The following is a 10,364-nucleotide window of genomic DNA, read 5'->3' on the forward strand; positions in this document are numbered from 1 at the left end:
AGTCAGCCCCCGGCCACCACCGCTCCCGGCCCGACCGGCACCCTGCTTCCGACCACCGCCCCCACCACCGGCGGCCCCGAGACCGGCGGCGCGGCCGCCCGGGTGACGTTGCGTAGCTCCGGCGGCTTCGCCGGCCGCGGGGACGTCGTGACGGTCGAGCCGGACGGTCAGTGGACCGCGGTGGACCGGGCCGGTAGCCGACGCAGCGGCCGACTCACCCCGGCCGATCTCGGCAGCCTCAGCGGGTTGGCCGCCGACCCCCGGCTGGCCGCCGAGGCGCGGCAGCCGAGCAGTCCGACCAGTTGCGCGGACACGTTCCACTACCGGCTCACCGTGGGCGGCATCGAAACCGGGTACGTCGACTGTCCGGCCGACGCGCCCCCACCACCGGCCACCCAAGCGCTGGTCGAGCTGCTGCTACGGACTACCGGCACTCACATCAGGTAGTCCGGGGGAAGGCCGGTGCCACGCAGCTCCGGCGGCAGGTGAGCCACGTCGTTGAGGGCGATCAGGTTAGGCGGGCCGGCCGCGCTGTACCGGATGACTGTCAGCCCCGCGTTGTGCGAGTTCAAACCCAGCCACCGCCACTCCGGCGCGTCGAGGGCGTGCCGCACCAGCCAGGCGATCAGGAAGCTGTGCGTCACGACCAGCTCGCGGACCGGTTCGCCGCCGGCTGGCCCCTCGGCGACCGGGCCGGCGAAGCGCCGCACCGCGTCCGCCGTCACTCGCGGCCCGTCGACCCGCTCGGCCGCCGAGAACTGGGTCAGGAATTCGGCGTACGCGGGCGGCAGGCCAGCCGGATCCGTGTCGTGTGGGAGGTGGTCGCCGGCCAGCTCCGTCTCGTACACCGGAACGTCGGGCAGCGACTTGGCGACCAGCTCGGCGGTCTGCGCGGCCCGGCGCAGCGGCCCGTGGTGGACGGCGGCGAACCGGCGGGCCCCCAGGCGTTCGCCCAGCAGGATGGCCTGCCGCCGGCCGCGCTCCGACAGGCCGGTGTCCGGTTCGCCGGCATCCGGCCCACTCGGCTCGGAGAGATCCTGCTCGGCATGTCGGGTCAGGTACAGCAACCGGGTCACCATGACCCCTACCTCAACACACCGGGAGGTACGGGTTCGACCCCGCACCTCCCGGTCCTGCGGCCGTCGGCTCAGTCGGCCCGACCGGACGCCGCCCGCGCGAAGGTGACCGACACCCACAGCCAGCCGGCCGTCACCGCCAGGCCGAACGCCACCATCACGGCCGGTGCGGGCCGGGCGATCAGCGTCACCCAGGCCGCCGCGAAGAACAGCCCGGTCACCAGGCTGTACGCGGCTCGACCGCGCGCCCCTCGCCGTGCGGCCCGACGGGCGGCCACCACCGTCGCCACGATCAGCGACACGAAGGCGACCGCCGCCACCAGGAAGTGCAGGCCCCCGTGCCAACTGATCTCACCGGCGCCCCGAGGCGTACCGGCCGGGAACCCGTCGGCCGGGTCGGCGCTGAAGATCGCCGCCCCGACCAGGCCCAGGCCGTACAGCGCGAGCAGTCGGGGCAGCCAGATCGATCCGCCGCCTTCGCTGGTAATGAGGCGCAGCGCTTGGGCGGCCAGCACGCAGAGCACCCCGGTGACCAGGAACGTGACGATCTGGATCCAACCCAGCTCGCCGGTGCTCAAGACGCTGACCGGGTGGCGACGGAAGTCGAAGCCGTCCCGGGTCGCCGCCTGGACCATCGCCGAGCCGACGAAGATCGGGCCGGCGAGCACCCCGCCGAGCAACAGCAGGCGGTCCCGACCGACGGCGGCCGGTCGTACCACGGGAAACGCCGCGGCCTGGCTCATCGCCCGCCCCCTACGCCCGGGGGAACATCTGGCCGATGCGGATCCGGTTGCCGAACGGGTCCCGGATGCCGAAGTCGATCCCGTACGGGCGCTCGGTCGGCTCGTCGGTGATCTCGACGCCCTTCGCCACAAGATCCTCGTGCGTCTTGCGGGCGTCGTCCGTGGTCATGAAGAGGTACCCGCCGAGGGCGCCCTTGGTGAGCAGCTCCCGGACCTGCTCGGCGGTGGCCGGGTCCAGCGCGGGCGGGCCCGGCTTCTCCAACAGGATCTCGCGCTCCGGGTCGCCGGGCAGGTTGACAGTGAGCCACCGCATGAAGCCGAGGTCCTGGTCGGTGTTGACCTCCATGCCGAGCTTGTTGACGTAGAAGTCAAGCGCGGCGTCCTGGTCGAGGACGTAGATCTGGGAGCGGCTGATCGCGTTCATCGTCATGCCCATGACGCTAGAGGTAGACCGTGACCTGCGGCTTATCCAAAACTGCTGGGTCGGGTCCAGGCTTTGGTGAAGCACGACGGCACGTTGGCCGGCGCGACGCGTTGACGCCGGAAATCCGAGGGGGACTCCCCGACGATCTGCCGGAACGTCCGACTGAACGTCCCCAGGCTGCCGAAGCCGACGGCGTAGCAGATGTCCGTCACGTCCCGGTCGGTCTCCACCAGCAACGACATCGCCCGCTCCACCCGGCGGCGTTGCAGGTAGCGGTGCGGGGTCTCACCGAAGGTGGCCCGGAAGGTACGAATGAAGTGCGCCTGCGAGACGTGCGCGATCCGGGCCAACGCGGGAATGTCCAGAGGCTCGGCGTACGCGCGGTCCATCGCGTCCCGGGCGCGCAGCATCGCCCGGTTCGACTCCTCCACCGCGCGACTCATCGGCCCCCGCCTCACTCGCCCGTTGCGGGCCCAGGCTACGCCGACCCCCGGTGACCCGGCTTTCAAACCCGTCTCCGCTGTGACATCGGCCTATGGCCGGAACGGACCGGCCGCGCCAGCATGGAGGGCATGACTCGTGCACTCATCGCCCTGACCAGTCACTCCGAGCTGGGCCGCACCGGCCGCTCGACCGGCTACTACGTCGGCGAGGCCGCCGAGCCGTGGGAGGTGTTCCGGGCCGCCGGCTACGACGTAGACCTGGTGTCCGTGGCCGGCGGCGAGCCGCCGGTAGACGGCCGGGACGAGAACGACAGCACCCAGAACGACTTCCTCGCCACCGCCGGCGTAACGGACACCCCGAGGGCCGCCGACGTCGACCCGGCCGGGTACGACGTGATCCTCTTCGCCGGCGGTCACGGCACCATGTGGGACTTCCCCGACGACCCCGACCTGGCCCGCATCGCCCGCTCGGTCTACGAGCGCGGCGGCGTGGTGGCCGCCGTCTGCCACGGTCCGGCGGCGCTGGTGAACCTGACCCTCACCGACGGCTCCCGGCTGGTCGCCGGCAAGCGGGTGGCCGGCTTCACGAACAGCGAGGAGGCCTCCGTCGGCCTCACCGACGAGGTGCCTTTCCTGCTCGCCGACAAGCTCACCGAGGCTGGCGCGCAGCACGTACCGGCGCCGGACTTCACCGAGCACGCGGTGGTCGACGGCCGCCTGGTGACCGGTCAGAACCCGCAGTCCGCCCACGCCGTGGCCGACGCCGTGGTGAAGCTGCTCAGCTGAGCGCCGGTCGGATCCGGTAGTCGTCTGCACTGCGTCGCCCGGTCGGGTAGCGGCCCCGCGTTGTCCTCGCCGGTCCACCGGCGGCGTCGACTTACCGGTTGGCCTCGCGCTCCGGACAGTCCGCGTACTGCCAGGTTGCGGTGAGGTCCTGACTCGTCACGATCATCCTGCCGGCGAGACAGGCGATCTCGTGCCGGCACCCCTGCTCGTGCGGCAAAACCTCGTCCAACATCACGTCCTGGAGTTGGACCACGTCCAGCTCTCGGTCAGCGGGCTCAATCGTCAGACTCCGCACGCCTCGGTAGCGGATGGTCAAGTCTTCCTCGTGCTTCCAACAGTTGTGCCGCAGCGCTGCCCAAAGAAGTCGTAGTGGCCGGGTTCCGTAGCGAACCTGCGAGCTCCGTCAGGCAACGAGTCATCAAATCTCATTGCCGCTCCTCCACCAATGCTCGACCCCGCGGCAGCGCCCTCAGCGGGTCCATACGGACGACCAGGGTCTGTAGCACTGGCGGCGATTGTCCCCGACAGCATCACGTGCTGCGAAGCGCCGCTCTACAGGGTCTTGAAGGCCTCGAAGTCGCCCCGCATCCGGTTCCGGAGGTAGATGAAATTGGCCACCACCATCTCAACAACCTCCTTGAATATCACCGTCTGCTTGAACAGCAGGTCGTAGGTATCGACGATCAGTTGCCATACGGTGGAGACGATCTGCCACAGGTTCCACAGGAACTTCTTCCAGTCGGTCGTGGTCGTGAACACCTTCATGGCCTTCTTCAACCGTTTGGCGTAGAAGTTCAATGCGAACAGCAGGGTATTGACCACGTACTCGTATTCGATGGCCGCCAACTCGTACAACTGCTGCGTGGCATCACACCCCTGCGCCAGCCCTTCCAGGGCCGGCTTCCAGCGCTTACGGATGTGGTAGTCGAAGGCCGCCGAGGCGCCACCCGTGTCAGGCAGGTCGCTGTTCCAGTGCGTCGACAGCACGTCCATACCGCGGTCGATGTCCTGAGCGACCGCGCGGAAGGCGTGCTCCAGCTCACCCCACGCGGCACCGACGCGGCGGACCGCCCCCGAGTCACCGAGGGCCATCGGGGTCAGCTTCTCCAACAGGTCAAAGCCAGTCAGCTGCGCCACCCACTGGTTGACGGAGCCGAACAATTGGTAGATCGCGTCCTTGACCTGACCCACCTGCGACGTGAAGGGCGGCGGCGCGAGCGCCACGTCGGCCCCCTGGGAGAAGACATCGGCCGCGCTCACGTCACGCTCTCGATGGCCGACCGGCATCGACCAGGCGCGGCCCGCAGTCCACATCTGCTCTGCCGACAAGGCATCCGCCGCGTCGTACGCCTTGGCCGCGCCACGCAGGTCATGGGCGGTCAGCCACATGCCCCGCTTGGCGGCGTCACAGCAATCGAGGGTGGAACTTGCCAACTGTTCCATGTGCCACCGCATCGGGTGAAGCGTGCCGTCCAACCCATCGAAGTCGAGGCAGTGCTGGCCGCAGTACTGCTCGATCGAGACGAGCGCGCCGTCCTTGTTTGCTTCGAGCTGCCCCGCGTAGCCGACCAGGTAGCGGCTTTCGACCTGCAGCGTCATCGCTGCTCCCTCCCCCATGACTGGTCCGGGGCCACACCCGCCACTGCCTCATCCAGCGAAGCGCCCCCCTCCAGCAGGCGGCATGCCTGACGCGTCATCTCCATCCGGCCGTCCAACCAGACATGCACGGCCTTGGCGTCGGCGTCGCCCACTCGTCCAGACAGCACGTCGAGCCAATCCAGCTCTCCCCGAACAACTCGGTCACGAACTGCCGCGTACTGAGCGGGAGCACCCTCCGGCACACCGTCGCTCTCGTCGTCGTCCGGCTCGCTCGCCTCAAGCGCGTCCATCTCTGCGTGCACACGGTGCCGCCAATTCACCGACTGCTGGCGCATCTCCGAAACCAGGTCCAGCAATCTTTGACGTGTGCCGGTCAACTCCTCAGCAAAATCCCCCATCTTCGCATGATGGCAGCCCCCCACAGAACGGGAGGACCCGTCGATGGTCAGCGAAGGAAACTGGCGCCGCGTGTGACCGCTTGACCAGGCAGTTTGCAGAATGCGCTGTCACCGATAGGACAATCAGGTCACCGAAGACGCCCAGCCCGGCGACGCACTGCGTGATCCGCTTCGGCTGAGCTGTTACTTGCGGTAATAAAAGTCCGCGGCCTCACCAGCGCGGGCTGGTGGGTTGATCTTCAAGGACTTTCCGTGATCTTTTATGGTGGTGGTCATCGTCAGTTTGGGACCGTCGCTGGGGCTCAGTTCCACCTTGATCGAGGTGACCCAGCCCTGGTCGTCGGTGGTGATCGTGAACGGCGACAGGCGTATGCCGATCGAGACGATGCTCGGTGCGCCCACAGGGAGGAACGACGTGGCGTCCTTGCCGTCGGGGGCGAAACGGCCGGGCGCAGCAGACCGTCCAGCGGGTTGCCGGTCAGTTCCACGTCCAGGACGCCAAGACCGAAGACTCGGATGCGGTGTTGCCGCTGCCGGAGGTCACGTGGCTCACTCTCCTCGAACACCAGGAACGGCAGCAGGCCGAGCGAGCCGCCCTGGCTGAGGTGTGGGAGGACCACGATCTCGTGTTTCCCTCGGAACGGGGCACTCCGATGGAGCCCAGCAACCTCAGCCGCTCATTCGCCCGACTCCGGGAGACCGCTGGTCTGCCTGGCGTCCGTCTACACGACCTGCGGCACACCGTCGTATCTCTGCTGCTGGAGCTGGGTGTACCGCCGCACGTCGTGCAGGCCATCGCTCAGCACGCCGACGTGAAGATCACGCTCAAGGTCTACGCTCACGCCAACCTCGACGCGATGCGTCAGGCTCTCGGCAAGCTCTCGTGAGTGCCGTTGCTGTCAGCGTTGCTGTCAACAGGTCGACCCACGGCGTTGCCCGTCGGGGAAAGCCTGATGGAATTGGAGCCCCCGGCCGGGATCGAACCGGCGACATCTCGCTTACAAGGCGAGTGCTCTGGCCAGCTGAGCTACAGGGGCGCGTGCGTCGAGGTCAGCATAGCGACTGACGTCCGGTAATCCCGATCGCGAGGCCTCCCGAGCACGGGAATCGTCAACAACCCGACGCAGACTCGTTTCCCACGGCGTCGATTGATGTCTGACCGTGCCCGAGTGACCGGAATGCGTAGCCCGCCTGATGGGCTGGGCGGCCCCCCACCTTGGCAGCACGGGTAAACGCGTTTACGGTTCACTGACGCGGACGACGACCGGGCGCCCCCGCGACCGGGCCGCCGTCCGCTGAACCGGCACGGACACGTGCCGGTTGCTCCTTCACTCGGATCGTCCGGCACGTTCCTGCCGGTGAAAGGAAGCGCTTCACCATGGCTACCGTCACTTATTCCAAGGCGTCCCGGGTCTACCCGGGCCAAGAGCGTCCCGCCGTCAACGAGCTGGACCTCGAGATCGGCGACGGGGAGTTCCTCGTTCTGGTCGGCCCCTCGGGTTGTGGCAAGTCCACCAGCCTGCGGATGCTCGCCGGCCTGGAGGACGTGGACGCCGGTTCGATCTACATCGACCAGCGTGACGTCACCCACCTTCCCCCGAAGGCCCGCGACATCGCGATGGTCTTCCAGAACTACGCCCTCTACCCGCACATGACGGTGTACGAGAACATGGCGTTCGCCCTCAAGCTGCGCAAGACCTCCAAGTCGGAGATCGACCGGCGGGTCAAGGAGGCGGCCGGGCTGCTCCAGCTGGAGGAGTACCTCAGCCGTAAGCCGAAGGCGCTCTCCGGTGGTCAGCGTCAGCGTGTCGCGATGGGCCGGGCGATCGTCCGCGAGCCGCAGGTCTTCCTCATGGACGAGCCGCTGTCGAACCTCGACGCCAAGCTCCGCGTGCAGACCCGTACCCAGATCGCGTCCCTGCAGGCCAAGCTGGGCGTCACCACGGTCTACGTCACGCACGACCAGGTCGAGGCCATGACCATGGGTCACCGGGTCGCGGTGCTGCTCGACGGTGTCCTTCAGCAGGTGGACACCCCGCGGGCGCTCTACGACACCCCGGCCAACGTGTTCGTCGCCGGCTTCATGGGCTCTCCCGCCATGAACATCAAGACCGTTCCGCTGAACGAGCGGGGCGCCGAGTTCGCCGAGCTGCAGATCCCGCTGACCCGGGAGCAGGTCGAGGCGGCCCGCGCCGAGGGTGGCGACGGCAAGGTCACCGTGGGCTTCCGCCCGGAGGACTGCGAGCTGGTCAGCCCTACCGAGGGCGGCATGCCGGTCGTGGTCGAGCTGGTCGAGGACCTCGGCTCGGACGCCAACGTCTACGGCCACGCCGCGCTGGGTGGCAACTCGGAGCGCTTCGTCGTCCGCACCGACCGGCGCAACATGCCGAACATGGGTGACACCGTGTTCGTCAAGCCGGTCGCCGGTCGCAGCCACGTCTTCCACGCCGCCACCGGTGGCCGGATCTGACGTAACGCCGTACCGACAGGGGCGGTCCGCTTCGGCGGGCCGCCCCTTCGTCGTACCTGACTGAACGAGCACGAAGGCCCCCTCCCGCGCTCGGCGGGAGGGGGCCTTCGTTCGACGTGGGCTACTGCTCGACGGAGCGCCGGCGGGCGACCTCGGCCAGGGCGACCGCCGCCGCCACGCTGGCGTTGAGCGACTCGACCTCGGAGATCATCGGGATGCTGACGGTCAGGTCGCAGGTCTCCCCGACCAGGCGGGAAAGACCGCGCCCCTCGGAACCGACCACCACCACCAGCGGACCGACCGCGGCCTCCAGGTTGTAGAGGTCGGTGTCGCCGTCGGCATCCAGGCCGACGACCATGAAGCCGGCGTCCCGGCACGCCTTCAGCGACCGGGTCAGGTTGGTCACCTGCGCCACCGGCACCCGTGCGGCCGCACCGGCACTGGTCCGCCAGGCGGTCGCGGTGATCCCGGCGGCACGACGCTCGGGTACGAAGACACCCTGCGCGCCGAACGCGGCAGCCGACCGGATCACGGCGCCCAGGTTGCGCGGGTCGGTGACACCGTCCAGCGCGACCAGCAGCGGTGCCTGCTGCTCCAGGGCAGCGGCGACCATGTCCTCGAACGGCTGGTACGCGAAGGGCGGCACCTGCAGGCCGACGCCCTGGTGCAGCACCCCGCCGGTCATCCGGTCCAACTCGGCGCGGCTGATCTCCAGGTTGGCGATGCCCCGGTCGGCGGCGGTCCGGATGATCTCGTTGATCCGGTCGTCCATGTCGATGCCCTGGGCCGTGTAGAGCGCCGTCGCCGGCACGCTGGCGCGCAGCGCCTCCAGCACCGGGTTACGCCCGACCAGCAGCTCCGGGGTGTCCTTGGACGGGTTGGACTTGCGCCCCGGCGTGACCCGGGGGCCGGACCGGCCGGTGGGCTTGCCGCCCCGCCCGCCGGTGGCAGTGCCCCGGCCGACCGGTACGCCCCGACCGCCACCCCGACCCCAGGTGGTGTCCTTGCTTCCGGGCTGGCCGATCTTGGGGGCGCGCCCCTCCTCGGCCGCCGCGCGGCGCTCCTTGTCCTGCTTCCAGGCGGTGCGCTGGGGCAGCTTCTCGGTGCCCGAGTAGCCCTTGTGCCACGGCCGCTCGTCCGCGGGCAGGGTGCGACCCCGCCCGGCCAACGAGTCCTTGTTCTTGCCGCCGGTGCCCTTGGGGGCGCCTGCCTTCGACGTCAGTCGCCGGCCACGGCGCTGCGAGTTGCCGGCCATCAGTCCTGCTCTCCAATAGTCCAACGGGGGCCCTGGGGGGTGTCCTCGACCACCACGCCGGCCAGCTTGAGCTGGTCACGCACGGCGTCCGCGGCAGCCCAGTCCTTGCGGCCCCGCGCCTGCGCACGCTGCTCCAGGGCCAGCGCGATCAGGGAGTCCACCACGGCACGAAGATCGTCCGATCGGCCGCCACCGGTCCAGGCCGGGTCGAGGGGGTCGATCCCGAGAATATCCAGCATTGCCCGCACCACGGCCAGCGTGGTGCGGACGGTCACATCGTCGCCGACACTCAGCGCGGTGTTGCCGTCCCGAATGTGCTGTTGCAGCACGGCCAGCGCGGCGGACGTGTTGAGGTCGTCGTCCATCGCCGCGACGAAGCCGGCGGGCAGCTCACCGAGCGGCCCGGCACCGACCCTCTCGGCGGCCCGCTGCACGAAACCCTCGATCCGCCGGTACGCGGTGGCCGCGTCGCGCAGCGAATCCTCCGAGTAGTCGATCACCGAGCGGTAGTGCGCGGCGGCGTAGTAGTAGCGCAGCTCCACCGGCCGCACCCCGAGCGAGTCCACGTACGCCAGGCCCAGCGCGTTGCCGGCGGACTTGCCCATCTTGGCCCCGCCGATGCTGAGCAGCCCGTGGTGCACCCAGTAGCGGGCGAACGGCAACCCGGCCGCCTGCGACTGGGCGATCTCGTTCTCGTGGTGCGGGAACGTCAGATCCAGGCCACCGCCGTGGATGTCGAACTCCGGGCCGAGATAGCGCCAGCACATCGCCGAGCACTCGATGTGCCAGCCCGGACGGCCCAGCCCCCACGGCGAAGGCCAGTAGGCGTCCGCCGGCTCGTCCGGTTTGGCACCCTTCCACAGCGCGAAGTCGCGCGGATCCCGCTTGCCCCGATCCGGGGCGTCCCCGGCGGACTGCATGGCGTCCGGAGACTGACCCGACAGCGACCCGTACGCCGGCCAGGACGCCACGTCGAAGTAGACGTCGCCGGAGCCGTCACTCGCCGGGTACGCGTGCCCGTCGGCGATCAACTTCGTGATCAGCTCATGCATCTCGGGGATGTGCCCGGTGGCGCGCGGCTCGTAGGTGGGTGCCAGCACGTTCAACGACCGGTACGACTCGGCGAGCAGCAACTCGTTGGCGTACGCGATCGACCAGAACGGACGGCCC

General features: G+C 69.2%; 14 protein-coding genes and 1 tRNA gene. 4 read left to right on the plus strand and 11 right to left on the minus strand.

Annotated elements, in window-relative coordinates; all coding sequences use genetic code 11:
* Window positions 1–447: hypothetical protein (locus DLJ58_RS33930; protein ID WP_158629644.1), on the plus strand; the 447-nt coding region annotated here is incomplete at its 5' end.
* On the opposite strand, the gene DLJ58_RS30105 is transcribed toward DLJ58_RS33930, so the two are convergent.
* From DLJ58_RS30105 to DLJ58_RS30120, 4 genes are all read right to left on the minus strand, one after another.
* Window positions 435–1,079, minus strand: coding sequence for a histidine phosphatase family protein (locus DLJ58_RS30105; protein WP_124861490.1), 645 nt, complete (start codon window positions 1,077–1,079; stop codon window positions 435–437). The genes DLJ58_RS33930 and DLJ58_RS30105 overlap by 13 nt on opposite strands.
* Before the next feature lie 68 nt (window positions 1,080–1,147).
* Window positions 1,148–1,819, minus strand: a complete 672-nt coding sequence (locus tag DLJ58_RS30110) for a DUF998 domain-containing protein (protein WP_124861493.1) — start codon at window positions 1,817–1,819, stop codon at window positions 1,148–1,150.
* 10 nt (window positions 1,820–1,829) lie between these two features.
* The gene (locus DLJ58_RS30115) at window positions 1,830–2,249 is read right to left on the minus strand and encodes a VOC family protein (RefSeq protein ID WP_088952055.1); all 420 of its coding nucleotides are present in this window, start codon (window positions 2,247–2,249) and stop codon (window positions 1,830–1,832) included.
* A gap of 35 nt (window positions 2,250–2,284) precedes the next feature.
* Window positions 2,285–2,686: a helix-turn-helix domain-containing protein gene (locus DLJ58_RS30120; protein ID WP_112582884.1), complete on the minus strand. Its 402-nt coding sequence runs from the start codon at window positions 2,684–2,686 to the stop codon at window positions 2,285–2,287.
* Between the two features lie 129 nt (window positions 2,687–2,815).
* Here DLJ58_RS30120 and DLJ58_RS30125 point away from each other — a divergent pair, with 129 nt between their 5' ends.
* Entirely contained in the window at window positions 2,816–3,472 is a 657-nt protein-coding gene (locus tag DLJ58_RS30125) for a type 1 glutamine amidotransferase domain-containing protein (protein ID WP_244219193.1), read from the plus strand.
* 91 nt (window positions 3,473–3,563) lie between these two features.
* Here DLJ58_RS30125 and DLJ58_RS30130 read toward each other — a convergent pair whose 3' ends face one another.
* The 4 genes from DLJ58_RS30130 to DLJ58_RS30145 form a co-directional block, all read right to left on the minus strand.
* The gene (locus DLJ58_RS30130; RefSeq protein ID WP_124861499.1) at window positions 3,564–3,767 is read right to left on the minus strand and encodes a hypothetical protein; all 204 of its coding nucleotides are present in this window, start codon (window positions 3,765–3,767) and stop codon (window positions 3,564–3,566) included.
* Window positions 3,768–4,024: 257 nt separating this feature from the next.
* Window positions 4,025–5,071 (minus strand): hypothetical protein, encoded by a 1,047-nt coding sequence (locus DLJ58_RS30135; RefSeq protein WP_124861502.1) that lies wholly within the window; start codon window positions 5,069–5,071, stop codon window positions 4,025–4,027.
* Window positions 5,068–5,469: a hypothetical protein gene (locus tag DLJ58_RS30140; RefSeq protein WP_124861504.1), complete on the minus strand. Its 402-nt coding sequence runs from the start codon at window positions 5,467–5,469 to the stop codon at window positions 5,068–5,070. The genes DLJ58_RS30135 and DLJ58_RS30140 overlap by 4 nt, the downstream gene beginning before the upstream one ends.
* Before the next feature lie 183 nt (window positions 5,470–5,652).
* Window positions 5,653–5,871 carry a hypothetical protein gene (locus DLJ58_RS30145; RefSeq protein WP_244219194.1) on the minus strand — a complete coding sequence of 73 codons (219 nt, stop codon included), beginning with the start codon at window positions 5,869–5,871 and terminating at the stop codon, window positions 5,653–5,655.
* Window positions 5,872–5,990: 119 nt separating this feature from the next.
* Between DLJ58_RS30145 and DLJ58_RS30150 the strand changes: the two genes are divergently transcribed.
* On the plus strand, window positions 5,991–6,356 hold the full coding sequence (locus DLJ58_RS30150) for a tyrosine-type recombinase/integrase (RefSeq protein WP_244219195.1): 366 nt from the start codon (window positions 5,991–5,993) through the stop codon (window positions 6,354–6,356).
* A 73-nt stretch (window positions 6,357–6,429) separates the two neighbouring features.
* Here the strand turns inward: DLJ58_RS30150 and DLJ58_RS30155 are convergent.
* Window positions 6,430–6,506: transfer RNA gene (locus DLJ58_RS30155), tRNA-Thr, on the minus strand.
* Window positions 6,507–6,847: 341 nt separating this feature from the next.
* On the opposite strand from DLJ58_RS30155, the gene DLJ58_RS30160 reads away from it, so the two are divergent.
* Window positions 6,848–7,939, plus strand: a complete 1,092-nt coding sequence (locus DLJ58_RS30160) for an ABC transporter ATP-binding protein (protein WP_091403085.1) — start codon at window positions 6,848–6,850, stop codon at window positions 7,937–7,939.
* 121 nt (window positions 7,940–8,060) lie between these two features.
* Here the strand turns inward: DLJ58_RS30160 and rlmB are convergent, their stop codons facing one another.
* Together rlmB and DLJ58_RS30170 are read right to left on the minus strand one after the other, a co-directional pair.
* Complete coding sequence (gene rlmB, locus DLJ58_RS30165) at window positions 8,061–9,194, minus strand: 23S rRNA (guanosine(2251)-2'-O)-methyltransferase RlmB (protein ID WP_124861507.1); 1,134 nt, start codon at window positions 9,192–9,194, stop codon at window positions 8,061–8,063.
* On the minus strand, window positions 9,194–10,364 hold a 1,171-nt coding region (locus DLJ58_RS30170; protein ID WP_124861510.1), incomplete at its 5' end, for a cysteine--tRNA ligase. The genes rlmB and DLJ58_RS30170, both read right to left, overlap by 1 nt.

It is taken from the genome of Micromonospora arida (assembly GCF_003857035.1).
GTDB lineage: Bacteria > Actinomycetota > Actinomycetes > Mycobacteriales > Micromonosporaceae > Micromonospora > Micromonospora arida.